The organism is Bowdeniella massiliensis (assembly GCF_023634005.1).
In the GTDB taxonomy this organism is placed as follows: Bacteria; Actinomycetota; Actinomycetes; order Actinomycetales; family Actinomycetaceae; genus Bowdeniella; species Bowdeniella massiliensis.
Genome location: NZ_JALIQR010000001.1, coordinates 199,816 through 224,261 on the forward strand (window position 1 = coordinate 199,816; position 24,446 = coordinate 224,261).

20 protein-coding genes, 1 tRNA gene and 1 pseudogene are annotated in these 24,446 nt (G+C 63.4%); 16 read left to right on the top strand and 6 right to left on the bottom strand.

Features of this window, described 5'->3' with window-relative positions:
- Positions 1-165 precede the first annotated feature (165 nt).
- Both MUN85_RS01100 and MUN85_RS01105 read left to right on the top strand, forming a co-directional pair.
- Positions 166-4,437, top strand: a complete 4,272-nt coding sequence (locus tag MUN85_RS01100) for a DNA helicase (protein ID WP_250504997.1) — start codon at positions 166-168, stop codon at positions 4,435-4,437.
- A complete protein-coding gene (locus MUN85_RS01105) occupies positions 4,427-4,642 on the top strand; it encodes a transcriptional regulator (RefSeq protein ID WP_250504998.1) in 216 nt (71 codons plus the stop codon). Before MUN85_RS01100 ends, MUN85_RS01105 begins: the two co-directional genes overlap by 11 nt.
- 475 nt (positions 4,643-5,117) lie before the next feature.
- On the opposite strand, the gene mscL is transcribed toward MUN85_RS01105, so the two are convergent.
- The 3 genes from mscL to MUN85_RS01120 form a co-directional block, all read right to left on the bottom strand.
- Complete coding sequence (mscL, locus tag MUN85_RS01110; protein ID WP_250504999.1) at positions 5,118-5,513, bottom strand: large conductance mechanosensitive channel protein MscL; 396 nt, start codon at positions 5,511-5,513, stop codon at positions 5,118-5,120.
- Between the two features lie 94 nt (positions 5,514-5,607).
- Entirely contained in the window at positions 5,608-6,276 is a 669-nt protein-coding gene (locus tag MUN85_RS01115; protein ID WP_250505000.1) for an SAF domain-containing protein, read from the bottom strand.
- A gap of 95 nt (positions 6,277-6,371) precedes the next feature.
- Positions 6,372-6,644 (bottom strand): FmdB family zinc ribbon protein, encoded by a 273-nt coding sequence (locus tag MUN85_RS01120; RefSeq protein WP_092563341.1) that lies wholly within the window; start codon positions 6,642-6,644, stop codon positions 6,372-6,374.
- 86 nt (positions 6,645-6,730) lie between these two features.
- Between MUN85_RS01120 and MUN85_RS01125 the strand changes: the two genes are divergently transcribed.
- The 8 genes from MUN85_RS01125 (at position 6,731) to MUN85_RS01160 (ending at position 18,169) form a co-directional block, all read left to right on the top strand.
- Positions 6,731-9,367: a penicillin acylase family protein gene (locus tag MUN85_RS01125; protein ID WP_250505001.1), complete on the top strand. Its 2,637-nt coding sequence runs from the start codon at positions 6,731-6,733 to the stop codon at positions 9,365-9,367.
- 174 nt (positions 9,368-9,541) lie between these two features.
- Positions 9,542-10,555 carry a LacI family DNA-binding transcriptional regulator gene (locus MUN85_RS01130; protein WP_250505002.1) on the top strand — a complete coding sequence of 338 codons (1,014 nt, stop codon included), beginning with the start codon at positions 9,542-9,544 and terminating at the stop codon, positions 10,553-10,555.
- Positions 10,552-11,292, top strand: coding sequence for a 3-oxoacyl-ACP reductase FabG (fabG, locus tag MUN85_RS01135; protein ID WP_250505003.1), 741 nt, complete (start codon positions 10,552-10,554; stop codon positions 11,290-11,292). Before MUN85_RS01130 ends, fabG begins: the two co-directional genes overlap by 4 nt.
- Before the next feature lie 14 nt (positions 11,293-11,306).
- The gene (locus MUN85_RS01140) at positions 11,307-12,755 is read left to right on the top strand and encodes a CoA-transferase (RefSeq protein ID WP_250505004.1); all 1,449 of its coding nucleotides are present in this window, start codon (positions 11,307-11,309) and stop codon (positions 12,753-12,755) included.
- A 19-nt stretch (positions 12,756-12,774) separates the two neighbouring features.
- Positions 12,775-13,959: a thiolase family protein gene (locus MUN85_RS01145; RefSeq protein ID WP_250505005.1), complete on the top strand. Its 1,185-nt coding sequence runs from the start codon at positions 12,775-12,777 to the stop codon at positions 13,957-13,959.
- A 91-nt stretch (positions 13,960-14,050) separates the two neighbouring features.
- Complete coding sequence (locus MUN85_RS01150; RefSeq protein ID WP_250505006.1) at positions 14,051-15,400, top strand: MFS transporter; 1,350 nt, start codon at positions 14,051-14,053, stop codon at positions 15,398-15,400.
- Between the two features lie 25 nt (positions 15,401-15,425).
- Positions 15,426-16,574 (top strand): glycerate kinase, encoded by a 1,149-nt coding sequence (locus tag MUN85_RS01155; RefSeq protein WP_250505007.1) that lies wholly within the window; start codon positions 15,426-15,428, stop codon positions 16,572-16,574.
- A gap of 2 nt (positions 16,575-16,576) precedes the next feature.
- The gene (locus MUN85_RS01160; protein WP_250505008.1) at positions 16,577-18,169 is read left to right on the top strand and encodes a class I adenylate-forming enzyme family protein; all 1,593 of its coding nucleotides are present in this window, start codon (positions 16,577-16,579) and stop codon (positions 18,167-18,169) included.
- Here the strand turns inward: MUN85_RS01160 and MUN85_RS01165 are convergent, their stop codons facing one another.
- Positions 18,170-18,844, bottom strand: coding sequence for a 5-formyltetrahydrofolate cyclo-ligase (locus MUN85_RS01165; RefSeq protein WP_250505009.1), 675 nt, complete (start codon positions 18,842-18,844; stop codon positions 18,170-18,172).
- 89 nt (positions 18,845-18,933) lie between these two features.
- Between MUN85_RS01165 and MUN85_RS01170 the strand changes: the two genes are divergently transcribed.
- Genes MUN85_RS01170 through MUN85_RS01185 form a run of 4 tightly spaced genes read left to right on the top strand, consistent with a single transcriptional unit; the run spans position 18,934 to position 22,757 of the window.
- Positions 18,934-19,893, top strand: coding sequence for a UTP--glucose-1-phosphate uridylyltransferase (locus tag MUN85_RS01170; RefSeq protein WP_250505010.1), 960 nt, complete (start codon positions 18,934-18,936; stop codon positions 19,891-19,893).
- Positions 19,893-21,113 (top strand): molybdopterin molybdotransferase MoeA, encoded by a 1,221-nt coding sequence (locus MUN85_RS01175; protein ID WP_250505011.1) that lies wholly within the window; start codon positions 19,893-19,895, stop codon positions 21,111-21,113. The genes MUN85_RS01170 and MUN85_RS01175 overlap by 1 nt, the downstream gene beginning before the upstream one ends.
- Positions 21,114-21,115: 2 nt before the next feature.
- Positions 21,116-21,697: a GNAT family N-acetyltransferase gene (locus tag MUN85_RS01180; RefSeq protein ID WP_250505012.1), complete on the top strand. Its 582-nt coding sequence runs from the start codon at positions 21,116-21,118 to the stop codon at positions 21,695-21,697.
- Positions 21,698-21,755: 58 nt separating this feature from the next.
- The gene (locus tag MUN85_RS01185) at positions 21,756-22,757 is read left to right on the top strand and encodes a hypothetical protein (RefSeq protein WP_250505013.1); all 1,002 of its coding nucleotides are present in this window, start codon (positions 21,756-21,758) and stop codon (positions 22,755-22,757) included.
- 3 nt (positions 22,758-22,760) lie between these two features.
- Here MUN85_RS01185 and MUN85_RS01190 read toward each other — a convergent pair whose 3' ends face one another.
- Complete coding sequence (locus tag MUN85_RS01190) at positions 22,761-22,943, bottom strand: DUF8730 family Cys-rich protein (RefSeq protein WP_250505014.1); 183 nt, start codon at positions 22,941-22,943, stop codon at positions 22,761-22,763.
- Positions 22,944-23,055: 112 nt separating this feature from the next.
- Here MUN85_RS01190 and MUN85_RS01195 point away from each other — a divergent pair.
- Together MUN85_RS01195 and MUN85_RS01200 are read left to right on the top strand one after the other, a co-directional pair.
- A tRNA-Ala gene (locus MUN85_RS01195) sits at positions 23,056-23,131 on the top strand.
- Positions 23,132-23,204: 73 nt separating this feature from the next.
- Positions 23,205-24,140 (top strand): GIY-YIG nuclease family protein, encoded by a 936-nt coding sequence (locus MUN85_RS01200; protein WP_250505015.1) that lies wholly within the window; start codon positions 23,205-23,207, stop codon positions 24,138-24,140.
- A 96-nt stretch (positions 24,141-24,236) separates the two neighbouring features.
- On the opposite strand, the pseudogene MUN85_RS01205 reads toward MUN85_RS01200, so the two are convergent.
- Positions 24,237-24,446 (bottom strand): annotated as a pseudogene (locus MUN85_RS01205) (transposase); the annotation flags it as partial.

Sequence of the window (24,446 nt, forward strand, 5' to 3'; positions counted from 1 at the left end):
AAATCGCTCGAAACAGAACTTGCGTGACACGGCAATCGTCAGGCATACTTTTGTTTACGACGCCGTGTGACGCCTGCCCCCCTGCGTGTCACGCGGCGTCTCTCTATTTGCCCGCACACGGTGTTGCACCCAGCTATATTTTTGCCCGTCTATTAGCGTGGAAGAATGACCCCGCCGCTGTTTTTCGGCCGTCGCCGACGCGAGGGCGCCAGCGAGCGCCCAGCCGCCGCCGAGCCCGCCGCCCCGCGTGCCGCCAAGGCGCCCGCCCGTGCCCGAAGCGCCCACAAGCGGGTCTCTGCCCAGCCAGCTTTGCCGCCTCCCGCGGGCGCCGCACCCGTCGCACGCGAGACCGCGTTCCTCGTGCGCCGCGCGCTGCCGACCTGGCAGGCGCGCATCGATGACCTCGCGGGGCTCTCCGCGCTGACCGACATCGACGAGCTCGATGGCACCGTCCTCGACCTGACGACCGCCCACCCCTCGGGGATCGCCCAGCTCTATGCCGCGCGCCCCACGCGCCTGACGAATCTGCTGCGCGAGGGCTCGGCCTACTCGCGCGGGCGGCGCGCCGCCAAGGCCGTCGTCGAACGGGCCGATGAGCTCGAACAGCAGCACGGCCAGGCGCCTATCTACCTCGCGATCGGGGTCGCGAGCTGGTCCGAAATCGTCGACATGCCGGTCCCGCCCACCAAGGCTGAGACGCCCACCCCCTCGCACTTCGCGCCTGCGGGCTCGCTGCGCGCCGACGCCGCCGGACTGCCGCGCCCGGTGCCCGCCGCTGGGAGCGCGGCCTCGCCGTCGGGCGCGCCGATGGAAAAGCGGCTGCGGGAATTCACCGCGCCGATCCTGCTGCGTCCGGTGCGCATTAGCGTCGACCCGCATCCCGATGGCGATATCGACATTTGCCTCGAACCGGGCATCGAACTCAACCCCGCGCTGGAGACCTCGCTGCGCAGCGCGGGCGCCGAGATCAAGCCCGGCGATCTGGCGCGAGCCGTCATCACCGAGCACGGTTTCACGCCGCGCGCGGCGCTCGCGATGGTCGTCGAGCGGGCCCAGCGCCACCTCGCGGGCTTCCACTACGACGAGCGCATCCTCATCGCGCCGTTCGTTAACCCCGGCCAGCTGCTGAGCGCCGACCTGCACGCGCTCGAGGGCGATCTCGCGCGCCGGCCGCTCGTCGCGGCGCTCGCGGGCGATCCCGCCTCGCGCACGCGGCTCGCGCAGCCACTGCCGAAGGTCGACCGCACGGACCGCGATCCCGACACTGAACGCGGCGTCGGCGATCTCGCACCGATCCAGCAAACCGTCGTCGAAACGAGCGCCGCCGGGCGATCGTTCATGGTCGATACCGTGCCGGGCTCCAACGAGTCCGAGGTCATCGCCGCGATCCTCGCCGATGCCGCGGCCTCCGGCCGCTCCGTCGCGCTCGTCTCCGGCAATGCCCGCCGCGCGCGCTCCGATATCTCGGCGCTCAACCGGCTTGGCCTTGCCGACCTCGTCCTCGACCTGACCGGCCCGCGCTGGCGCACCGACGCGCTGGAACGTTTGAAGTCCGCCTTCGTCGAATACGAGGACACCCTCGATGACGCCGCCATCATCGCCTCGCGCAAACAGCTCATCGAGGCGCGCGAGACGCTCGGCAGCTACGTCGACGCGCTGCACGAGATCCGCGAGCCGTGGGGCGTCTCGGCCCACCACGCGCTGCAGGAACTTGCGCGCCTGACCGCCGTGCGACCCGGGGCTCGCACCCGCGTGCGCCTTAGCGGTGCCGCCCTGGACGCCATGACGAGCGAGCGCCGGGAGGAAGTCATCGCCGATCTTGAGCACGCCGCCGAGCTCGGTGCCTTCACGCTGCGGCGCCACGAGACCGCCTGGTACGGCGCCCAACTGACCGATGCGGGCCAGGCCGATCACGCGCTGAAGAGCGCCGAGCGGCTCGCCACGCGGTTGCTGCCGGAGCTCGCCGCGCGCGCCGAGGCCATCACGACGGACACCGGGCTGACGAAGATGACGAGCGTTGAGGGCCTTGCCGAACAGCTCGACATGCTCCAGGGCGTGCGCGCCGCGCTCGACGTCTTCCAGCCCCAGATCTTCGAGACCTCCGCCGCTCAGATGGTCATCGCCACGGCGAGCCGGCAGTGGCGCGAGGACCACGACGTCTCGATGAAGGGCTCCACGCGGCGCCGCCTGCGCAAGCAGGCCGCGGACCTCGTTCGCCCCGGCCGCCAGGTCGATGACCTGCACGCCGAGCTTGTCCACGTCCAGCAGCAGGCCAAGATCTGGCGCCGCCACTGCCCGGCCGGCGGCTGGCCGCGCCTACCGCAGGGTATGGCCGCCACCGAGCAGCTCGTCGCCGACGTCAAGGCGGAGCTCACCGAGCTCGCCCCGATCCTTGGCGAGGACCTCCTCGCGATGGATCTGACCGAACTGCAGACGCGGATGAGCGCGCTAGCGACGGACGTCGACGGACTCGGCACGCTGCCCGAGCGCACCCAGATCCTCTCGCGCCTGCGGGAGCTCGGCGCGAACGGCCTCATCGACGACTTCGCCGAGCGCCGCATCACGCGCGATCAAGTGCGCGCCGAGGTCGAACTGTGCTGGTGGGCCTCCATCCTGGAGACGGTGCTGCGCTCCGATTCGCTGCTCGCCACCTACGACGGCGCGGAGCTCACGACGCTCGCGGAGTCCTTCCGCGAGCTCGACGCCGCCCAGATCGCCTCGCTGCCCGGGCCGGTTCGCCGCGCCACGGCACGTCGCCTGCTGCGCGAGGTCGGCCGCGATAAGGGCCTCGCGCGCGAGCTGTTCCGCGAGCTGTCCTCCGCGCACCCTGATAACCTGCGTTCGCTCATCGCGCGGTACCGGGATCTCGTCATTGCGCTGCGGCCCATCTGGGTCTTCACGCCTGCACAGGTCAGCCAACTGCTTGGCACCGAGGACGCGCTCGATCTCGTCGTCATCGACGGCATCCAACACACGCCGACGGCCCACCTCATCGGCGTTCTCGCACGCGCTAAGCAGGTGATCGTCTTCGGCGATCCGCGCCGCCGCAGCGAGTCGGCCGTCGCCGACCTCGCGACGATCCTGCCGCACCGCGATCTGCCGACGGACCGCTCCGACCGCGAGGAGCACGTCGCGGCCTTCCTCGCCTCCCACGGCTATGCGGGCCTCGTCGATTCGATCCCCGCACCGCCCTCCCGCTCGACGATGCGCATCGAGCACGTCGAGGGCTACGGCATGCCCGCGCCCGGCGCCGAGGCCGTCGAATCCGTGCAGTCCGAGGTCGATCGTACGGTGGACCTCGTCGTCGAACACGCCCTGACCCAACCCGAGCGCTCGCTCGCCGTCATCACGCTGAACGAGCGCCACGCCGAGCGCGTGCAGGCCGCGGTCTCCCGCCTCGTGGCGGACTCACCCGCGATCCGCGAGTTCTTCGACGCCGACGCCGCCGAGCCCTTCCTCGTCACCGACGTCACCGGCGCGCAGGGCCTGCAGCGCGATTCGATCATCCTGTCGGTCGGCTACGGCAAGACGCCCCACGGCCGCGTCCTGCACCGCCTCGGCGCCATCTCCGGCGCGGAGGGCCTGTCCCTCATGGTCGACACGCTCGACGCCGTGCGCAGCGAGCTCGTCGTCGTCTCGTGCTTCAGCTCCAGCGATCTCGATCGGGAGCGCCTGCGCAGCGCCGGCGCCGAGCTGCTGCACGATCTACTCGCCCACATCGAGTCCGACGCCGCCGATTCGCCCGCCGTCGCCGGCGAACTCGAGGACACCGCGCCCGACCGCCTGCTCGTCGATCTGGCCGATCGCCTCTGGCGCCTCGGCCTGACCGTCGTCCCGCGCTACGGCGTGCCCGGCGGCGTCCGCATCCCGCTTGCCATCGGCCATCCGCACCTGCCCGGCGAGCTCCTCGTCGCCGTCGTTACCGACGACGAGGGCTACGTGCGCGAGCCGAGCGTGCGCGTGCGCGAACGCCACCGCATCGAGCGCCTGCGCGAGCGCGGCTGGGACGTCTACCAGGCATTCTCGACCTCGGTGTTCATGGACCCGCAGTCCGAAGCCGAGCGCATCGTCGAACGCGTCGTGCAGGTCATGAGTGAGCGCAGCGGCGGCGCCGACGTCGAGCCCATCGCCGACGATCCCGCCGCACAAACGCCGGAGGAATCGACGACGGAAGTACCCGAGGAAAGCCGGGAGGCGGAGCAGACCGCGCCCGAGCCCAAGGAGCGCAGCACGCACCCTGGCATCGTGCCCGGCCTGCCGCTGTCGGCCTATTCCGATGACCAGCTCGATGACATGGTCTCCTGGATCGCCTCCGACGGGCTGCCTCGTAGCGACGAGGACTTCCTAGCCGAGCTGCGTGAGGAGATGCAGATCGAGCGTCGCGGCGCTCAGATCGACGCCGTGTTGCTAGCCGCCATTCGTCGCCGTGACCGCTAAGAAAAAGCGCCGCCGCGTCGTGGTCGAATCCCGCGTGGACCGCGAATTGCGCGAAGCTGGGGAGCGGGGCGAGGCCAGCAGCAGCACCTCGCCCGTCCTGCCGCGCTATAGCGAGAGCGAATCCGATCGAGCGTGGGGCGATAGCGAGGACTCCAACGATGCGAGGCTGCTGGAGAACCTACCCCCGCACTGGGGGCGCGGTTAAACGCGCCGACCCTTAACACGGACCTAAGTCCTATTATTCGTCGGCGCCGAAGGGGTAAAAGCACAACCTGTTGTGGTTGAGGGCGTGTCGCACTACTAGATGTAGTGGTGTGTGCCAATCTCAGAGTAATGCGCTGCCGCAGTGGCAGCGCGTTTTCTCTGAGAGGTGGTGAAGACCGTGAGTAAGAAAAGCTCGAACGGGCGCGCTCGCAGTGCGAAGACTGGACGTTTTGTCAAGCTCTCGACTGCGAAGCGCCACCCGGATACGACCGTGATCGAAACGCGGAAGTAGGTGCCGCTAGCTACTCACGTAGCTAGATGGTGGGGTCAGCGGCAACTGGCCCCACCATCACTTTGACATAGTTCCCCTGTCGGCGCCGCGGAGCGAAACGCTTGAATCCGTATTGTCCGATCTGCTGGAGCGATCAAGAAAGCCGCCTCCGAGAAAAACTCGGAGGCGGCTTTCGCGTTGGTGCTTAGAGGCGCGGCTGCTGGTTGTTGGCGAGCAGGTCGCGGATCTCGGTAAGGATGCGCACGTCGTCGGCGGGAGCGGCGGGCTCCTCGTCCTTGGCCTTGCGCATGGCGGCGAGCTTGTTCATCGGGACAACGATGAGGAAGTAGACGGCGGCGGCAACGAGCAGGAAGTAGATGAGCGCGTTGATGACCATACCGAAGGAGATGGTGGCCGGACCGATCTTGACGGCCCAGGCTTCGGCGAAGTTCACGGCGCCGAACAGGCCACCGATGAGCGGGTTGATGATGCCCTCGACGAGAGCGTCGACGACCTTACCGAATGCGGCGCCGATGACAATACCGACGGCCATTTCCATGGCGTTACCGCGCGAGATGAATTCCTTGAATCCCTGGAGCATGAGTGCCTCCTGACATGGTGAACCGCTGGGAAGCGGAACGGTGCTGAGGTGGGACGCGAACCGGGATTGGCTCCGCGTCGCGCGCCCTGGCCGCTCAGGTCGCTGGCAAAACAGCTCGCAGCGGGCCTCTGGAAAGCGCGTCTAACAAAACTCTAGCCTCTGAAGCCTGCACAGCGACGAGTCCGTCGGTGAGATCCTCCCCACCTGAATCAAGGAGTCCTGCCTCGGGTGCCGAAAGAATGGCGAGAACACGCGCCTCCGATCCGACGCGGGCGACCTCCTCATCCGTGTTGGCATACAGCCAGACAATTTGTCCTGGGCGAGCGACAGAAAGCGAGCCGCGATCGGCGAAGGTTACCGGCACGACGACCTCACCCGAATGCAGCGTGTGCCCAAGGTTTGGGCTCGCCACCATCGCGGTGGTGAGGACAGTACCAGGCTGGATTCCAATGATCGCTGGATCCCCGAGAACGTCTTCGAGGTCGACCGCGGCATCGGGTGGAATCCCCGCCTCGGGGATCTCGCGCAGCTCGATGTTTGTTTCGCTGATGTGTTCCCCGGCGCGAATTTCACTCGCAGCTACGACGACAGGGCGGCTGTCCGGTGCAGGAGCAAACGAGCTCACTGCCCACCACAGTGCCGCAAGGAGGGCGAAGGCTGCGAGGAGGTGCCGAAAGCGATAGAGCGCGATCCGAAACCGTCGGACGTGCGGGGCGGCGGAGCGGGATGGGGTAGGGGCCGCGAACCTAGGTGCTGGAGGCATGCCACGACGGTAGGTCGCCGCAGGTTCCCAGCTACGTGTGTGCAGGAGGGCAGGATGAAACACCGCGCAGTGGGGCGCGGTGTGGACAGAAAAGGCTAGCGTCCCCCGGCGCTGGAGCCGCCACCGGAGGACGGCTTCGAAGACGTGCTGGGCTTGGCGGGCTTCGAGCTCGAGACTGACGAGGAGCCGGAATTGCGCGAGTCCGTGCGGTAGAAACCGGAGCCCTTGAACATCACGGCACCGGGCTGGAAGAGCTTTCGCAGCCGGCCGCCACAGCCCTCGCAGGTCTTGAGCGAGTCTTCGCTAAAGGACTGGTGAACCTCAAACTCGTGCGCACAATTCGTGCAGCGGTAGGCGTAGGTGGGCATCTCTTCCTCCAAGCTTGGCACTCAGACCTTCTGAGTGCTAATGATAGCCCGCTACGCGACGTGGTGAAAATCGATAGTCTTTTGCCGTGACTAAGTCCCAATTTGCGAAGCGGGCCGGAATTTTTACGGCGATCGCCCTCGTCGTCGCCCTCGTTGTCACGCTCGGCGTCGGCCTGTACACGGTTCGGCGCCCGTTGCCGACGACCGACGGCTCCATCCGATTATCCGACTTCGCAGCCCCGGTCACGATCACCCGCGATGAGCGCTCGGTCCCCACCATCACGGCGGAAACCGACGCCGACCTCATGCGCGCGCAGGGCTATGTGCACGCGCAGGACCGCTTCTTCGAAATGGACTACCGCCGCCACGTCACGAGCGGGCGGCTCGCGGAGCTCGTCGGCGACGTGCCCGAAGCGATCCAAGCGGACAAGGTCATCCGCACTCTCGGCTGGCGCCGCGTCGCCGAACAAGAGTGGAAACTCATCAGCCAGGAATCGCGCGACCTGCTGACCGCCTACGCCGACGGCGTCAACACCTACCTCAAGGGCCGCGAAGCGAGCGAGCTCGGCGTCGAGTACACCGTCCTCGGCCTGAGCGCCGGCACCCCCGACATCGAGAACTGGGACCCCATCGATTCGCTCGCCTGGCTGAAGGCCATGGCGTGGGACCTGAAGAACAACTTCGAGGACGAGCTAACGCGTGCCCACCTATATGCGGCGCTCGGCGATCTCGACCGCGTCCAGCAGCTCTTTCCCGACTACCCGATCCAGGACAACGCTCCGATCGTCGCGGGCCCGAACGCCCCGACGGCGCCGGCCGTCACCTCGCCCGCGCGGCTGAGCGGGGAGCGCGACTCCGCGCTCGGCGAGTATCGCGACCCCACCGCGGCGGCCGCGTTCGCCTCGGCCAAGGCCGCGATCTCCGCGGTGCCGCAGCTCATCGGCGGCGGCGAGGGCACCGGCTCGAACTCCTTCGTGATCTCGGGCGCGCACACGGACACCGGTAAGCCGATCCTCGCCAACGACCCCCACCTCGGGGTCTCCCAGCCAAGCGTCTGGCACCAGGTGGGGCTGAAATGCAAGCAGCTGTCCGATTCGTGCACGTTCGATGTTTCGGGCTTCTCGTTTGCCGGCATACCGGGCGTCGTCATCGGCCACAACCACAAAATCGCGTGGGGCCTGACCAACACGGGCGCCGACGTCACCGACTTTTTCCTCGAACGCCTCTCTGCCGATGGCACCACCTACCAGCGCGGCGCCGATGAGGTACCCCTGACGACGCGCACCGAGCAGATCGCCGTCGCGGGCGTCGACGAGCCGATCGAACTCACGGTGCGCGAGACCGGCCACGGCCCGATCGTCTCCGACGTCCTCGGCCTGGCCGATGTCTCCGCGCTGCCGGTGCCCGCGGGCTCGCCGTCGGCCGGCTCCAACGGCTACGCCGTCTCCCTCGCGTGGACGGCGCTACAACCCGGCGCCACGATGGACGCCGTCTTCGCGATCGACCGCGCCACCAGCGCCGAGGAGATCGCCGCTGCGGCCGCCAAGTTCGAGGTTCCCGCGCAAAACATCGTGTGGGCCTCCACCGACGGCGACATCGGCTACGTCATGCCCGGCAAAATCCCCGTGCGCGGCACCGTCTCCGACGCCGTCGTCCCCGCCGATGGCACGTGGCCGCGCCCCGGCTGGGACGCCGCCTACGACTGGCTCGACTACCTCTCCGGCGATCAACTCCCGCGCGTGACCAACCCCGAGGAGGGCTTCGTCGTCGCCGCCAACCAAGCGATCATCGCGCCGGGCGACCGCCCCTTCCTCGGCCGCGATTTCGACTACGGCTACCGCTCCCAGCAGCTGCGCGGCCGCATCAGCGAAGACACCGCCGCCGGCACACCGATCACGACCGAGATGGCCGAGCAGTACATGCTCGACGACGCGAACCCATTCGCCGAAAAGCTGCTGCCCGCGATCCTGCGCCTGGACATCGAGGACCCCTTCATCAAGGAGGCCATTGACGAGCTGCGCACCTGGCAGCGCGACGGCCTGAAGCAGTCCGCCGACGCGCCCGGCGCCGCCTACTTCGCCTCGGTGTGGGCCCACCTCGTCTCCGGCACCTTCGACGACGACCTGCCCGATTCGATCGCCATCAGCGGTGGCTCGCGCTGGCTCGCCGTCATGACCGAGCTCATCGACGATCCGCAGTCGAGCTGGTGGGATGACCGCACGACGATTAACGTGCGTGAAACCCGCGACGAAATCCTCACGCGGGCGCTAACCAACGCGCGCTACGAACTCACGAACGTCCAGGGCAAGGAGCCCGGCCGCTGGAGCTGGGGCGACCTGCACCAGTTCCGCCCGACCCACTCGCTGCTTGGCGGCGCCGACATTCCCGCGCCCGTGCGCTGGCTCGTCAACCCCGCGCCCGTGCCGGCCTCCGGCGGCTCCTCGATCGTGAACGCGACGGGTTGGTCCCCGCAGCTCGATAAGCGCGGCCGCGGCGACTACCAGGTGACGACGGCGCCCTCGATGCGGATGGTCGTTGACCTTTCCGACCTCGACGCCTCGAGCTGGGTGAACCTCACCGGCAATTCCGGCCACCCCGCCTCGCGGCACTACACCGATCAGATCGAGCCGTGGGCCAGCGGCGAGTATTTCCCGTGGCCGTTCAGCGCTGATGCGGTGGCCGAGGCTGCCACGCAGACGCTCGTGATCGAGCCGCGGGAGTAGCTAGGAATCCGCTCGCGATCAAGGAGTATGATCTACGTCGCAGCTTAACGTTGCTTAATCACCTAGCGCTAGATCATTCTGTCAGGTACAAGGGCCCCACCAACGGGGGTGAAGCCCTCTTGGACCTAGGACAGAGTTATGAACACTCCTTCCCCGACGCAAGGGAGTCGACGGATGTCGGCTGCCCAGCTAGCGCGGATGCTTGGGGTGAGCGCTGCGGCGGTTTCATACGCACTGCATGGCCAACCTGGTGTTTCGGACGAAACGCGCAAGCGGATTCTCGCAGCAGCTAAGCAATACGACGTTCGTCCTACAAAGCCTCGTAATACTACGAGCGATACCGCGGTTCTTGGCGTCATCCTGGCTGATGTATCGAACCCGTTTTACAGCGAGTTCGCCATTTCAGTGACTGACGTGGCGCGTGAACAGGGGCACGAAGTATTCCTTAGTCACACTCGGGATGAGAACCGGGCAGTAACTGCCGCGGTCACGACAATGATCCATCATCGCGTCGATGGTGTGCTCCTCACCGCCATTCAGTCGGGAGACGGCGAAGTTTGCCGGATGCTCCGTGCTGCGCGCATTCCATTTGTGCAAATCTCTCGGCGTATGGAGTACGCCGAAGCTGATTTCGTCGGAATTGATGACCGCGCAGCGGGCCTCCAGATCGTCGGACACCTGCTCGAACACGGCTACCGAAAGTTCGCCATCGTCGGTGGTCCGGTGAGCTCAACTGCTTCTGCCACGCGTGCGGCTGGTTTCCGTGAAGCTCTGTCTGCCGCGGAGATTCGGCTTCCAAGGAAATGGAACATTACGGGTGGTCTCAACGTCCCGGATGGCGTGAACGCCGCGCGCTATCTCCTCGAATTGGGCGAACTGCCCGAAGCCGTTATTTGCGGTACCGACGCCATCGCGCTTGGTCTGATCAGTGAACTCAGAAGCAAGGGCATCCGAGTTCCTCGTGATCTCGCTGTCACGGGGTTCGACGGTTTGACTGTAACTCGTGCCCACATGATCGATCTGACCACCATCATCCAGCCCCGTCGCCAGATGGCCCAAACGGCCGTCGATTTGGTGACTATTCGGCTTAAGCGGCCCAACGGTCCTCCACAGAGCATTCTGTGTCGCCACGGCCTGTACATCGGAACCAGCTGCGGATGCAGCAGGAAGAAAGGAGAACAAGAGTGATTGAGACAGCATCGTTAGACGACAAGGTAGCGCTCGTTACTGGTGCGGCCCGCGGTATCGGACGCGGCATTGCTACAGAATTGGCCGAGCGAGGAGCGCGCGTCATCGTTGCTGACGTTGACGCTGAGGCCGCTTCTAGCACTGCTGAGAACCTCGGCAACGAGAGTTATGGCATCGGCTTGGACGTTTCAGACCGGGAAGCAGTTGATGCGGCGGTCGCGGACATCATCGAGAACTGCGGACGAATCGACATCCTCGTGAACAACGCGGGGATCAACCGGGACGCCATGCTCTGGAAGATGACTGATGAGCAGTGGGATTCGGTTATTTCGGTGGATCTATCTGGTGTGTTCTACACATGTCGTTCGGTAGGTGCCCACATGCGGGGAAATAAGTACGGCCGCATTGTCAACGTGGCATCTGCATCGTGGATGGGGAATATCGGACAGACCAACTATGCAGCAGCTAAGGCAGGTGTCGTTGGTCTTACCCGTTCAATCGCGAAAGAACTTGCCCGTTCGCAAATCACCGCGAATGCAGTCTGCCCGGGTTTCATTGAAACGGATATGACCCGCGGAATGCCGGAGAATCTCTTCGATGCTCAACTCGCAAAGATTCCGATGCAGCGCGTGGGGCAGCCGGCAGATGTAGCACGCGTCGTGGCATTCCTGTCCTCGGATGACTCCTCCTACGTCACCGGCCAGGTGATTGACATCGGTGGGGGGTACCAGCTGTGACCGCTTTTGTGTCGATGGACGAGGTCGCAGACCTAATCCCAGATGGCTCTACGGTGGTGACGGATGGTATGACCCTTATGGGTGTAGCCGATGAGATCCTCGCCGAAATCGAACGCTCGTTTCTTGAGTCGGGTACGCCAAACCAACTCACGTGGGTGCAGTCCGCTGGACAGTCGAACCGTGAAATCGGCATGTCTCGAATGGCACACAAAGGACTCGTCAAACGAGTTATTGGCTCTCACTGGGGTCTCACTCCAAAAATGGGCGAGCTTCTAGGAAACGATGAAGCAGAGTGCATCTGTTTGCCACAAGGCCAGCTCTCAACGCTTTATCGCACGATCGCTGCAGGTCGTCCAGGACAGCTTTCCACAGTCGGCCTCGGGACGTTTGTGGATCCTCGGGTCGATGGGGGCCGGTTCAACGATTCAGCCAAGGCAAATGTCGATTCCGAGGAGTACGTCCAGTTCGTCGAAATAGACGGTCGTGAGTACCTGAGGTACAAGCCAATCAAGCTCGACGTAGCCATCATCCGTGGAGCCGTGATCGATAAACTCGGCAATCTATCGCACCGCGAAGAGGTATCAGGTCTTGATGCTCTTGGAATTGCGCAAGCAGTTCACAACTGCGGAGGCATTGTGATTGCCCAAGTCAAGGAGATCGTCGAACCCGGGGAGATTAGGCCAAGGGACGTCACCGTCCCAGGGGTGCTAGTCGACTACGCGGCAGTAACGACGAACCCTGAATTACATCACCGGCAAACCCACTCCTTCCCGAAGTACAACGACGAACTCCTTTCTGGATATGTCACACCCGATAATGTCGGCCGTGCATTTGAAGCTCAGGAAATGGCCGAAGAACGCGTTGCTATAGGACTCCGCGGCGTGCAGATTGTGGAGTCCGGAGATGTCATCAATGTCGGCACCGGGATCCCTGCCGACACCATCGGGCGTGCGCTGTTCCAAGCAGGAAAACTCGACGATGTTTTTCTAACTGTCGAGTCTGGCACGTATGGCGGCATTCCGCTGGGGGTCGTCGATTTCGGAGCTGCCATCAGCCCCCAAGCGATCATTGGGCACCCTCAGCAAATGGACTTCTACAACGGGGGTGGCGTCGATATCACGTTCATGGGGACTGGACAGGTTGATCCCGCTGGCGATGTCAATGTTTCGTTGCTCGGGGGCAGAGCTGTCGGCGTCGGTGGATTCATGGACATCACTGATGGTGCCAAGAAGGTCTGTTTCCTGATGTCAGCATCGGGTCGCCACCCGAAGTTTGTCGAGAAAGTCGACCAGGTCTCCTTTAGCGCACGTCGCGCACTCGAACGCGGCAAAAAGGTTTACCTCGCAAGCGAGTACTACCTACTTGAATTCACTGACTCGGGGTGGAGGGTCATGCAGGAGGACGACTCACCTGAAGCTCAGCGCGCGTTGACGTCAATACGCTTTGCGCTTGCTACCAACTAAGAAATACGGAGAAACAACCATGGATACGAACGAACGCATTGTCATTATTTCGGGCGCTAGGACGCCAACCGGGAGTTTCGGCGGCGCGCTCGCGGCAGTTCCCAATCATGAGCTCGGTGCTCACGCCGTCAAAGCTGCGTGTCAGCGCGCTGGTGTCAAAGTGGAAGATGTAGACGAGTTCATCATTGGCTGTGTAGGACAAGTCGGCGGCGACGCATTCATCGGACGCCGTGTTGCCCTCGAGGCTGGAGCGCGCGAATCATCTACAGCAATGTCGGTGAACCGGCTGTGTGGCTCGGGGCTACAGGCCATTGCAAGTGCAGCATTGGAACTGCGCCAAGGTGAAGCCAAGTTAGTTGCAGCAGGCGGTTGTGAGAATATGTCGCGGCAGCCATTCATGGATTTTGATGCTCGCAACGGCTATCGCTTAGGACATCACACGCTCGTAGACGGCACTCTCTCGCTCGTCACAGACCCGTGGGGCAATTACCCGATGGGTGCAACTGCTGAGAAAGTAGCCGAAAAATTCGGTGTCAGCCGCGAAGCGCAAGATGAATTCGCAGCTGAATCTCAGCGTCGAGCTCAAGAAGCCTTGTCAAATGGTGCAGTGGCTAACGAAATTGAACCTCTGACGATCTCGACGCGACGGGGAGAGACAATCGTCGACACCGACGAGCACCCGCGCTCGGGTGTTACCACTGAGTCCCTTGGCCGAATGCGTCCAGCTTTCGCGAAGGACGGCTCAGTTACAGCAGGGAATAGCTCCGGAATCAACGATGCAGGTGCCGCTGTTATTGTGACAACGCTTGCCGAAGCAGAAAAGCGAGGCCTAAGCCCAATCGGAGAGCTTCTCGATTTCACAAAGGTCGGATTGGCCCCAGAAATCATGGGATACGCGCCTAAGCTCGCCATCGAAAAGATTCTGGATCGAACAGGGCTGACGCTATCCGATCTCGGTTGGATCGAGCTGAATGAGGCATTTGCTTCGCAGGCTGTTGCCGTCATGCGTGATGCCGGGCTCGACCCCCAGGTCACGAACCCACTCGGTGGAGCGATCGCATGGGGACATCCAATTGGAGCCACCGGCACTATCCTCACCCTTCGCACTCTGATGAATATGCGAGCCAACGACATTGAGCACGGGCTTGTGACGATGTGCATCGGCGGTGGACAAGCTGTCTCCGCGGTGTTCCGCGCAATGTAGCGCATTCGTGGTCGGTACACCTGTGCCGACCACGCCCCGCCTCACGGCGGATGTAAACACCCCTCGGTAAGTTCCCCAGAAAGAAGTTGTCATGTCCGATACCGTTGTCGGGCCTATGGCCGACCCTGCCAAGCGGAGCCGCTTGGAGCGCATTACCAAGACCAACTTTGGCAAATTGATGCCACTGATGATCGTCGTGTACATCATCGCCTTCATTGACCGCACCAACATTGGCATGGCCAAGACCGCTCTGGAGGCCGATATCGGTCTGACTGCCGCTGCATATGGGCTTGGCGCAGGTCTGTTCTTCTTCGCTTATTCTCTGCTCGAAGTTCCCTCGAATCTGTTAATGCATAAGCTCGGTGCGCGATTCTGGATCGCGCGAATCATGATCACGTGGGGCGTCATCTCTATGATGATGGCGATCGTGTGGAATGATTGGTCCTTCTACATTCTGCGGGTATTGCTAGGTGCTGCGGAAGCAGGGCTCTACCCTGGAATGATTCTCTACATCACCTATTGGTTCCCTCGCCGTGATAGAGCACGAGCTATTGGACTATTTCTCTTAGGTGTTTCGTTAGCGAATATCATTGGAGCGCCGCTTGGGGGTCTCCTGCTGCAAATGGATGGCCTTTTAGGATTCCACGGTTGGCAGTGGATGTTCGTTATCGAAGGTCTGCCGGCTGTCTTACTTGCTTTCCTTGTTTGGTTCTGGCTTCCTGACCGGCCACGCGAAGCTAAGTGGCTGAATGATGAGGACAAGGAGCTGCTCGAAGAGCAACTTGCTTCAGAAGACGACGGTGTCGGTCAAGAAGCTCATGGGTTCCGTAGCTTGCTCCCCGTTGCCAAGGATCCGATTATTTGGCTTGTCATCGCGGTCTACTTCACCCATCAGGTGGCGGTGTATTCACTTAGCTACTTCCTGCCGGCGATGATCAACGCTTTTGACAAAGACATGACGACTGTGACCATTGGGCTGATTACCGCCGTTCCGTGGATCGCCGCAGCAATCGGGTCTGTGATCATGCCCAAATTTGGTACGACCTTAATGAAGCAGAAAGCCATGGTCTCCGGGGGACTCTGGTCTGTGGCTATAGGCCTTGTGATCGCTGCATTGTCTGGAGGTAACCTCTGGCTGGCTGTATTTGGATTCTGTTTTGCCGCATTCTGGTTCTTTGTCATTCAGTCAATGCTCTTTACATTCCCTGGGCGACGACTCACCGGTGCTGCGGTCGCAGCCGGAATTGCGTTAGTTAATACCTTCGGTCTCTTTGGTGGATTCCTGGGCCCCACAATTATGGGCTCGCTGGAGACATCAACTGGCAACCCCCTGGCAGGACTTTGGTTCATCATCGTGCTGACAGTGGCCGGTGGCGCCTTGGCATGGGGTCTACGGGGTTCTCGACGGGAATCTGAAACTGAGACCACTCCGAACGACTGATTCTAACCATTTCCAAGGATTACTAATGCTGATCATCTGCGCCCCGGACTCGTTTAAGGAATCGATGACCGCCTCTGAAGCGGCCCGCTCAATGGAACGAGGAATCGCTCGCGGCATGCCCGGGGCGCAGGTGATTCGGCTGCCTATGGCTGATGGCGGTGAAGGCACATGCGTCACGCTTGTGGAAGCGCTTGGCGGCACTCTGCTCGATGTAAAGTGCACCGATGCTCTAGGATGGCCCTCTCTCGGGAGAATTGGCGTCATAGAGGACCAGAAAACTGCGGTCATTGAAGTCGCCGCAGCTTGTGGGATTGAGAAGGTGGAACCATCTCTCAGGGATCCAGCGATCGCGTCTACCCGCGGAGTAGGAGACCTCATTCGAGCAGCACTCGATCACGAGGTCGAGACGATCATTGTGGGCCTCGGCGGTAGTGCTACAAACGACGCGGGTGCTGGAATGCTCAGCGCCCTGGGAGCTCGTTTCCTCGATAGTGACGGAGACGAACTATGCGACGGAGGGGCGGCACTTTCGTCGTTGACGTCCATCGATCTCACTGGCTTCGATCAGCGTTTCGCTACTGTAAGGTTCCGAATCGCTTGCGATGTCAATAACCCTCTGCTGGGAGCCGACGGAGCGAGCGCTGTCTTCGGGCCTCAAAAGGGGGCCGACTCAGAAACTGTTGCGACGTTGGATCTGGCATTGCGGCGTTGGGCAGATGTGGTTGAACCGCTCGTCGGACGTCAGGTTCGTGATGTCCCTGGCGCCGGGGCTGCCGGAGGCTTGGGAGCCGCTTTCCTCGCCTTCGGTCGGTCGACCCTTGAGTCGGGATCCGAGCTGATGATGGATGCAGTAGGGCTCAATGCACACCTGTCTGACGCTGATTTGGTTTTCACTGGGGAAGGTAGTTTGGATTCCCAAACTGCTTCAGGAAAGGTCCCGAGTCAGATCGCAAAGCGTGCATCTAGCTTCGGGGTTCCCACTGTCGCCTTCGCCGGACGGGTAGATGACGTGGTTGAAGAAAATCCCCCTACCGGGATACAAGCAGTCATTCCAATCATCCGCGGGGTATCTGATCTTCCTACAGCGTTGCGTGAAGGTAGCTCGAACCTAGAAAAAGCGGTAATGACAACGTGTCAAGTTCTTCAGCTAGCGAAGATGCTCAAGGAATACTAGAGATGATTGACGGATACGATTTTTGGGACGGAGCCATCACTGGGGGCATGAAGCAGGTTTGCACCCACGGTCGCAGTGTTCAGGTATTTGAAGACGCCCCGGCCAGTTTCTATGCATCCCTCAATGCCACATCGCGTCGCTCGCCGGACGCAGTGGCGCTTGTAACTGACAGGGGACGTTCCGTCACCTTTAGGGGGCTTAAGCAGCGCACGGATCGATTCGCATTAGAGCTTCAATCACTCCTTCGTCCTGGGGACCGAGTCGCTCTGTTGCTTGACACTAGCGTCGAGTTCGCAGTGGCACTTTACGCGGCGAGTCGATGCGGCATCGTAATTGTCCCGATTCCGACAAAACACAAAGAGCCTGAGATCGAAGCGTTGCTCGCGATGTCTGGCGTCCAAATGATCATTGCGGAACGGCGTTTCGAGTCCATGAAGTGCGTCAACAGTGTAGGAATCGTCCGCTGGGTTGAGGAAGGGAAAGTAAGCCTGGGATCGGGTGATACTGACGTATCGAGGCAGCTTCGTGATCCCGTGAGCGACAGAGATGCTGACTGCATCCTGATGTACACCTCTGGAACCACCGCTCGTAGTAAAGGAGTTCTGCTCACCAATCGCAACGTTGGTCACGCCATTGTTGCGTATCAGCGGATCCTGGACCTGGGTTCCGACGACTCCAGCATTATCCCGATCCCGATTTATCACATCACAGGACTTGTGGCCCTCTTGGGGCTGTTCATCCATATCGGAGGTCGCCTCTACTTACATCGTAGGTTTGATGCCGATCGTGTACTTGCGACTGTTCGAGATGAGGAGATCACCTTCATTCACGCCTCACCCACGGTCTTCGCTCTGCTGTTGGGTAAGTCGAAGCAGTATCCACATCTGCCAAGTCTTCGAACGTTCGCGTGCGGAGCTGCGCACATGCCCGTGACGAGAATTCAGGAGTTGCATGCTTGGCTCCCGGATGTCGAGTTCCGGACAATATACGGGCTGACCGAGACAACGTCCCCGGGCTTGATCTTTCCAGGAGACGCAGCAACAAGCGTGCATTGTGGATCCTCAGGCTGGCCCATTCCGGGCCTGAGACTCTCCATCCGCGATGATGCTGGCGAGGAAGTGCCATCGGGTGAACGGGGGGAAGTCTGGCTCTATGGCACGAATGTCCTGAGGCGTTATGACGCCATTACTACGGACGCTTTGACTCCCGAGGGATGGCTGAACACGGGGGACATAGGGTACGCAACCGATGACGGCTACGTCTTTATCGTCGATCGCTCAAAGGACATGGTTAATCGTGGCGGCGAGAAGGTCTGGTGTATCGATGTGGAGGAAGAACTCCGCCGTGTACCCGGAGTTGCCGACGCGGCAGTCGTGGGCGTGCCGCACTCTATTTATGGAGAGGAGCCCGCTGCTGTCATTACCGAGGACGGAACCAATGCTTTAAATGAAGCCGGCATCATCAAGGTGCTTAGCGAGCGTCTGGCCCGCTACCAAATACCGCAGCAAATCCGTGTCGTTGACGAAATCCCCATGACCCCGAATCTCAAGGTTGACAAGACAGCGATTCGAGAGTTGTTCGAGCCGCGGGAGTAGCTAGCGGGCGAGCGCGGCCGACTCAGCGAGCGCCCGCGCGGCCTTGTTGATGGGGCTGCCCTCGAGCAGGAACCATTCGCTCGGCGTGATGACGGCCTTGATCGGAATATCGAACTCGGCGCACGGCAGCAGGTAATCGCGCAGCACCTCGTGCTCGAAAACCATCGTGAAGGTGGGAACGTCGGGCTCGATGAGCGCGAGCATGCGGTCATACCAACCGGCGCCCTGCCCGAGCCGGGTGCCAAGACCGTCGACGGCGAGGCCCGGCGTGATGATCGCTTCGGCGTGGCGGATGGCGTCGGCGGGCAGGATCGGGCCGCTCGGCTCCGGAGGCCGACCGGGCGCCCGGCGCTGCAGGTCATCCTCGCCGCGGTAGTAGGCCCAGGCGCGGGCAAGGCCCGGCCCGAGGACGGGCAGCAGGATGCGCACCCCGCGGCCGGACAGGGCGCCTAGGAGCTGGGAGGTGTCGGGTTCGCCGGGCTCGGAAACGTAGGCGGCGACGGTTCGCACATCAGCGACGGCTTCTTCGCCGTGCTGGGCGAACATGTGCGCCTCGCGGGCGCGATCTTTGGGTGAATGCTGCGCCCGTATGGCGCGAAGGTGGGTCCGCAGCAGCCGCTTCGCTTCCTCATCTTCGAGGCCCTGGACATCGGGAAGTGGTGTCGTGCCGGTCATAGTCCTATCGTCCCACCTCCCCGCGAGCGCGACCACCGGTTCCGCCCTGAGGCGAACCGCGGCGCGGTCAAAGGCGCTAATCTCAAGATATGTCTGAAAAAGCTCCCGTCACACGCGCTCGCAAGGCCGTCATCCCCGTCGCTGGACTTGGCACCCGGCTCCTTCCCGCATCAAAGGCGATCCCGAAGGAAATGATCACCGTCGTCGACCGGCCCGCCATCCAGTACGTCGTCGAAGAGGCCGCAAACGCGGGACTTGACGACGTATTGCTCATTTCCAACCGCGGCAAGGACGCGATCATCGACCACTTCGATGACAACCTCGAGCTCGCGCGCACCCTGAAGGCCGACGGCAAGGACGCGCTGCTGGCCTCGATTGAGGCGAGCGCCAACCTCGGGCACGTTCACGTCGTGCGCCAGGGTGAGGCCAAGGGGCTCGGACACGCCGTCGCACAGGGCCGTGATCACGTCGGCAATGAGCCGTTCGCCGTGCTGCTGGGCGATGATTTCACCGACCCGCGCGATGAGCTGCTCTCGGTCATGATCGACGTGCAGGAAAAGGTCGGCGGCTCGGTCATCGCGCTGCTGGAAGTCGAGCCCGAGCAGATCTCGGCCTATGGCGCGGCCGTCGTCGAGCCCGCTCCGGAGGCCGGCCGCGGCGATGACGTCGTGCGCGTGATCAGCGCGGTGGAAAAGCCCGCGGTCGAGGATGCGCCCTCGAACCTCGCGATCATTGGGCGCTACGTCCTCTCGCCGGCCGTCTTCGACGTGCTGGATCGGACCAAGCCAGGCAAGGGCGGCGAGATTCAGCTGACCGACGCGCTCATGGAGCTCGCCGAGATGGACAAGGACGCCGGTGGCGGCGTCTACGGCGTCGTCTTCCGGGGCCGCCGCTACGACACGGGCGCGAAGCTCGACTACCTGAAGGCGATCGTGCAGATCGGCGCGGACCGCGATGACCTCGGCGAGGATTTCGTGGCGTGGCTGCGCGAGTTCGTCGCGGACTATGAGGCGCCCGAGGTGCGGATCACCTCCGGGTTCGCGGACTAATGCGCGCCGTCGCCGAACACGTCCACGCGAGCCTTGAGGCCGTCGGGATCGTGCCCGACCTCGAGGTCGTGCTGCCCGATGCGATGGGCTGCGTGCTGGCCGAGGACGTCACCGCCAGCCAAGACCACCCGTTCGTTGATGCGGCGCTGCTCGACGGGTACGCCGTCGCGAGCGCCGATATTGCGCAGGCCCGCCCCGCCGCGCCCGTCGAGCTGCCCGTTGTCGACGACGTGCGTGCGGGTAGCGCTGAGCGCATCCACCTCGTGGCGAACACCGCCGTGCGCATCGCCTCCGGCGCGCCGCTGCCGATCGGGGCGGACGCCGTCGTGCCCGTGGAGTTCACCGACCACGGCGAGGCGCGCGTGCAGATCCGTTCGGCCTCCTCGGCGGGGGAGAACGTGCGCGCCCAGGCCGAGGACATGGCCGAGGGCGAGGTCGTGCTGACCAAGGGCACGCGCATCGGCGCCCCGCAGATCGCGCTGCTCGCCGCCGTTGGGCGCGGCCGAGTGCGCGTGCATCCGCGCCCACGCGTCGTCATCGTCTCGATCGGTGATGAGCTCGTCGAGCCGGGCCGCCCGCGCACGCCCGGCCAGGTCTACGACGCGAACTCCCACGCGCTCGCCTGCGCCGCGCAGGACGCGGGCGCGATGACCTACCGCGTGCCCGCGGTGACCGACGAGCGCGCGGCGCTGAGGCAAATGATCAGCGACCAGCTCGTGCGCGCGGACCTCATCATCACGACGGGGGGCCTCTCCTACGGCCAGGACGACACCGTCAAGGAGGTCCTCTCCCCGCTCGGCAAGGTGCGTTTTGACCAGGTCGCGATGTGGCCCGGCCGCCAGTTCGGCGTCGGCCAGCTGGGGGAGGAGGACTACGCCGTACCGATCTTCTGCCTGCCGGGCGATCCTGTCGCCGTGCAGGTGGCGTTCGAGGCGTTCGTGCGCCCGGCCATCCGTTCGATGGCCGGCTACCAGCAGGTCTACCGCCGCACCGTGCGCGCCAAGGCGGCGCAGGGCTTCTACTCGGTCTCCGGCAAGCGGGAGTTCGTCCGCGTGCGTGTGACCGGCGAGCCTGGCGCCTACCGCGCCGAGGTGCTCGGCAACCCCGCGGCGCTGCTCATCTCCGAGCTCGCCCGCGCCAATGCCTATGCCGTCGTGCCCGAGACGACGACCGACGTGAAAGCCGGCGACGATCTGGTCTGCATGCTGGTCGACGGCTAACCATGCACGTCTGGCCCACCATTCTCACCCACGGCGATTTCACGCTCCGCCCCGTCCGCGCCCGCGACGAGCGAGCCTGGGCGAAGGCCCGCAAGGCGAACGAAGACTGGCTCGCGCCGTGGGACGTCGCCGACCCGTACGGTCAAGAGAGCCAGTCCTTTCGGGCCTGGGCGCGCGGCTTCCGCAAGCAGGGGCGCCTCGGCACCGCCCTGCCGCTCGTGCTGGAAATCGGAGATGACGCCTTCGCCGGGCAGGTCATGGCCAGCCCCATCACGTACGGCCCGGCGCGCACGGCGGTTATCGGCTATTGGATCTCCAAGGCCTATGCCGGGCGCGGCTACATGCCGCGCGCCGTCGCCCTCACGTGCGATTACCTCTTCGACGAGCTCGGCCTCCACCGCGTGGAGATCAACGTCCGCCCGGAAAACACCCCCTCGCTGCGGGTCGTGGAAAAGCTGGGCTTTCCCGAGGAGGGGCGCGCCCGCGGCCTGTTGTTCATCGACGGCGACTGGCGCGACCACCGCCGCTTCGCCATGCTCGCCGAAGACCGCCCGAGAGGCGGACTAATCGCCGCTATTGCCTGACACGCCGCAGGGCCTTCGGCCTCCTTGCGCGGTCCCACCGTACGGTTGAGGCGTGGGAATGTCATTGTCATCAGCGGTCTTTGCACTCCTGGTGGCGATCGTCCTGCTCTACCTGATCCCCCAGGCGGTTCAACGCCGGGCGGTGCTGGCGGAGTCCACGGCGGACGATAGGTTCTCCCCGCACATGCGGGTCCTGAACGTCACCGCCGATGGCGCCCCCGTCACGCTCGCTCGCAGTGTGCGCGGCCCGGTTCTCGATCCGGTATCGGCCAAGAAACGCACGGAGGCACGTGAAATGAAACGCCCGACCGCCCCGGTCGCCGCCCGCATGACCGCGCGCGATATTTCGGTTGCCCGCGCCAAGCATGCCGCCCAGATCGCCGAGCGTGCCGCCGCCGTCAAGCGCCGCCAGATCCTCGCCGGCACGCTGCTGGCCCTGACTCTCACGCTCCTGGTCGTTGGACTGACGACGAGCCTGTCGGCCGCGTGGGCCCTCATCCCCGGCGGCGCCCTTATCGCCGTGCTGGAAGCGGGCCGCCGCGTCGCCGCCTCCTACCGCCGAGCCGACCTGCAAGCTCGCAAATCGATCGCGCAGCTGGAGCGTCGCCTGCGCCAGATGAACCTGCGCGACGAGGTCGCCGAGCCTATCCCGAACACCTCACCCGCCGACGACGTCGAGGCGCCCGCCGCGCCCAAGCACGCCGCCGCGCCCGTCGAGGTCGAGGACGAAGTCGAAGACGAGGCCGAAGCGCCTTCGGTCGTGGAAGCAGCGCCGGTCGTCGAGGCTCGTGAGGTACCCGAGGCGATCGTCGCCGACGTCCAGTGGGACCCCATCGCCATTCCTGCTCCGAGCTACACGCTCAAGGCGAGCGCCCCACGCCCCGCAATCACGCCCGACGCCGATGTCCTGCCCAGCGCGGAGAAGGCCGCACGCGTGCCGATGCGCCCCGTGCGCGCCAGCATGCTGAACGCCTCCCCGGCCGAGGCCGAAGAGGCGTACGAAGCACCCGCGTTCGATATCGATTCGGCGCTCGCGCGCCGCCGCGTCGCGGGGGAGTAGGGCTTAGCGCCCGAACAGCTTGGCGAAGAAGCCCGTCGAGGGCTCGCCCTCGTGTCCCTCGCAACGGTTCGCCTTCGGGACGTTACGCATCACCTGATCCACGTGCTGGCCGCAGCCCGCCCACGTCGTCTTCCCACACTTCTTGCACGTCACCGCACGGCACATGTTGAGTTCTCCTTCGCTCAAGGTTTCGTTAGCGCCACTATATACCCCTAGGGGTATAGTGGGCGAAGCGTGAGCCGTTGCACGGAAGAAAGATTTTGGCAGCCGCGCCCACCAGCGTTAAACTAGAGGTCCCGGGGCTATGGCGCAGTTGGTAGCGCGTCTCGTTCGCAATGAGAAGGTCAGGGGTTCGAATCCCCTTAGCTCCACCACATTTCAAAGGGCCTCAAGTTTAGTCTTGAGGCCCTTGTTGTTTAATAGTTGTAAATCAGAGGAGATTGGTCAATGTCGGAGAATTCGCCGAAGGTCAGGCGCCAGGTTGCTGACGAGCTCGGGCTATACGTGTACATGCTGGTAGACCCTCGCACGGGGGTGCCGTTTTATGTTGGCAAGGGGCGGGGAGAGAGGTTCGCTTCCCACGGCTATGAAGCGATGTTCACCTCTGATCCATCAGACGGTGATGTGTCGGAGTCGGAAGGGAATAAGAAGGTCGAGCAGATTCGAGAGATCCGCAGGGCGGGAGTAGAGCCCCAGATCTGGATCCTGCGGCACGGAATGCGATCCAATGCCGAATACACAGCGGTGGAGGCAGCAACGATCGACCTGCTTCGGTCGTTCCCCGTACGGCCGAAGACCAGCACCGAATTACGACTTCCTGACGGATTCGACCGTCAATTGACGAACCGTAGGCGAGAGCAGAAGTACCGAGGTGGGATCATGCTGCTTGAAGATCTAGTTGCGGAAACGGGTGCGGATGAACTGACCTACGAAGGACCGCTGCTGACGATCGACCTGGGTCAATGGACGGAAACCCCCTGGGGAGAACCGATGCCTGGTGGTTGGAAACGCGAAGGACACGGGTATAAAGCGGAGTGGTTGACTAGGAGCGAGCGAGAGAAGAACTACGAGGAAATCTGTAAGTCAGCGTGCGGTTGGTGGATCCTCAGTAAACATCGACTTGAGTCATCGGGGATTGACCATATTGTGGCGGTTCACCGAAAAGTTACTCGCGCACTCTTACGAATCAAGCCGGGCTCGTGGGAGGTTCAAACGTATGCACCGAAAGAAGGCGCAAAAAAAGTCGATCGTAGGGTGGCCTGCGAATTCGAAGCCGTAAAGTCTGGCGAGCTTTTTGATCAGCTCGTCGGTCCGTATGGGCGCCGGCTACCAGATAAGAAGAAGGGGGCTCGGAACCAGTTTTACTGGCCGCGTGGTCAGTAGCGTCATTTAGTTGAGTTGAATCGTCCGAGGGCGTGAGCCAGGCATTACCAACGCGGGTCTGTCCGATGAACGGTGTGTAGGGTCCGGCGGTTTTCATTAGTGGGTGGTTCTCTCGAACCGTCCGGCGAAGGTGATCGCGAACGCGTTTAGTGCAGGCTTCCACCTCATCACCCAGCGTGCCGGCCTCCGCCGCTGGGGTCAAGCGAACGCGTCACCAGATACAGGCACTTGATCGCCGCGGCCTCGTTCGGGAAGTGCCCGCGAGCCCGGACCGCCCTGCGGTATCTCGCGTTGATCGACTCGATC

Coding starts and splice junctions, on each gene's coding strand:
- MUN85_RS01130 (WP_250505002.1), top strand. CDS start 9,542: ATGTCGGCTGCCCAGCTAGCGCGGATGCTTGGGGTGAGCGCTGCGGCG.
- MUN85_RS01180 (WP_250505012.1), top strand. CDS start 21,116: ATGCACGTCTGGCCCACCATTCTCACCCACGGCGATTTCACGCTCCGC.
- MUN85_RS01200 (WP_250505015.1), top strand. CDS start 23,205: ATGTCGGAGAATTCGCCGAAGGTCAGGCGCCAGGTTGCTGACGAGCTC.
- MUN85_RS01115 (WP_250505000.1), bottom strand. CDS start 6,276: ATGCCTCCAGCACCTAGGTTCGCGGCCCCTACCCCATCCCGCTCCGCC.
- MUN85_RS01150 (WP_250505006.1), top strand. CDS start 14,051: ATGTCCGATACCGTTGTCGGGCCTATGGCCGACCCTGCCAAGCGGAGC.
- MUN85_RS01175 (WP_250505011.1), top strand. CDS start 19,893: ATGCGCGCCGTCGCCGAACACGTCCACGCGAGCCTTGAGGCCGTCGGG.
- MUN85_RS01185 (WP_250505013.1), top strand. CDS start 21,756: ATGTCATTGTCATCAGCGGTCTTTGCACTCCTGGTGGCGATCGTCCTG.
- MUN85_RS01140 (WP_250505004.1), top strand. CDS start 11,307: ATGGACGAGGTCGCAGACCTAATCCCAGATGGCTCTACGGTGGTGACG.
- MUN85_RS01170 (WP_250505010.1), top strand. CDS start 18,934: ATGTCTGAAAAAGCTCCCGTCACACGCGCTCGCAAGGCCGTCATCCCC.
- MUN85_RS01145 (WP_250505005.1), top strand. CDS start 12,775: ATGGATACGAACGAACGCATTGTCATTATTTCGGGCGCTAGGACGCCA.
- MUN85_RS01120 (WP_092563341.1), bottom strand. CDS start 6,644: ATGCCCACCTACGCCTACCGCTGCACGAATTGTGCGCACGAGTTTGAG.
- mscL (WP_250504999.1), bottom strand. CDS start 5,513: ATGCTCCAGGGATTCAAGGAATTCATCTCGCGCGGTAACGCCATGGAA.
- MUN85_RS01155 (WP_250505007.1), top strand. CDS start 15,426: ATGCTGATCATCTGCGCCCCGGACTCGTTTAAGGAATCGATGACCGCC.
- MUN85_RS01100 (WP_250504997.1), top strand. CDS start 166: ATGACCCCGCCGCTGTTTTTCGGCCGTCGCCGACGCGAGGGCGCCAGC.
- MUN85_RS01165 (WP_250505009.1), bottom strand. CDS start 18,844: ATGACCGGCACGACACCACTTCCCGATGTCCAGGGCCTCGAAGATGAG.
- MUN85_RS01160 (WP_250505008.1), top strand. CDS start 16,577: ATGATTGACGGATACGATTTTTGGGACGGAGCCATCACTGGGGGCATG.